This window comes from Vibrio sp. 1557, from assembly GCF_033340175.1.
GTDB classification, from domain to species: Bacteria; Pseudomonadota; Gammaproteobacteria; order Enterobacterales; family Vibrionaceae; genus Vibrio; species Vibrio alginolyticus.
This window is the reverse complement of sequence record NZ_JAWOVZ010000171.1, coordinates 1-1,254: the sequence shown is the minus strand read 5'-3', so window position 1 is coordinate 1,254 and position 1,254 is coordinate 1. Positions and strand designations below refer to the sequence as shown.

General features: G+C 48.4%; 2 protein-coding genes. One reads left to right on the top strand and one right to left on the bottom strand.

The features are described from left to right. Nucleotides 1-394 (top strand): EAL domain-containing protein (locus R7070_RS25595; protein ID WP_318141438.1); only part of this gene is annotated, 394 nt, incomplete at its 5' end. Nucleotides 395-426: 32 nt separating this feature from the next. Here R7070_RS25595 and R7070_RS25590 read toward each other — a convergent pair. Next, a partial coding sequence (locus R7070_RS25590) for an AI-2E family transporter (protein WP_318141437.1) occupies nucleotides 427-1,254 on the bottom strand: 828 nt, incomplete at its 5' end.

The window sequence follows — 1,254 nt, the reverse complement described above, 5'->3', positions numbered from 1 at the left end:
CCCGGCGCATCGCTTGGAGCTGGAAATTACCGAAAGCTTTTTGCTTATCGATCCAAAACTGGCCATCGCATCGCTAAATCAGCTGTGTGAACTCGGAATCGAGATTTCGTTGGATGACTTCGGTACAGGCTATTCTTCGCTGTCGTACCTCAAAGGTTTGCCAATCAACAAACTGAAAATCGACCGCTCGTTTGTCAGTGATGTGCCTAACGACAACGACAGCAACGCCATAGTGAACGCCATCATTGCGATGGGCACGACGCTTTCACTCAAAGTCGTGGCAGAAGGCATCGAAACGCCAGAACAAGTGGCTTACTTGGTCGACAAAGGTTGTATCTACGGTCAGGGATATTTATTCAGCCCACCCGTTGCGGCGGAAAAGTTATTTAACTAAGCACAACGTTCAATACACTGGCAACTTTGCGGTTAGATGTTCGTCGAACCGCAAAGCGCCAAACGATCCGCTAAAATGTTGATGCACACCAACAGCGGCACGCCAATCAACAGCCCCATTCCGCCCCACAACCAACCCCAAAAGACCAGCCACATAAAGATGACTAACGGGTTGAGGTTAAACCGCCTCCCTAGCAAAGTTGGGGTGACAAACTGACTCTCGATTAAATTCAGCAACAGATATATCGATACCACTGTCAGCATAAAACTGACCGAATCTAACTGCAGATACGCGACAAAACCAAAGCTCACCATCGAAATCACTGGTCCCAAATACGGCGCGAAATTCATTACCCCAGCAAACGCACCCCATAGAAATGGGTCTTCAAGGCCGAGGACAAAAAACACCAATCCAACACACAAGCCTAAACCCGCATTGACCAAAGTAATGGTGCCGATGTAGCGCGATAAATCTTTCTGCAGAGCCTGCACCAACTCCACCGCCTGACGTTGTTTCGAAAAACCACGCAAACGCGATACCGATTTACGAAACAGACTTCGACCATGATTAAGCATGAAATACACCATAAACAGCACAATCATCGCCTGAGTTAACAGCGTTGGTGTAGTGGTCGCGAGCGCTTTCAGCAGAGAAAACACCGTGTTGTTGCCCATCTCGTCAATGTTCATGTCACTGGCGATCTCAAGCGGCGCATTCATGTGCTCTGACGACGCTTTGGTCACTTCATTCACTTCTTGCGAAACGTTTTGGACGATGCTTGGCAACTCAGCCCACCATTGTTTCGCGGGTTCTGATATCGCCGCTAAACCGAGTATTGAAACACTCACCAATAACGTCAA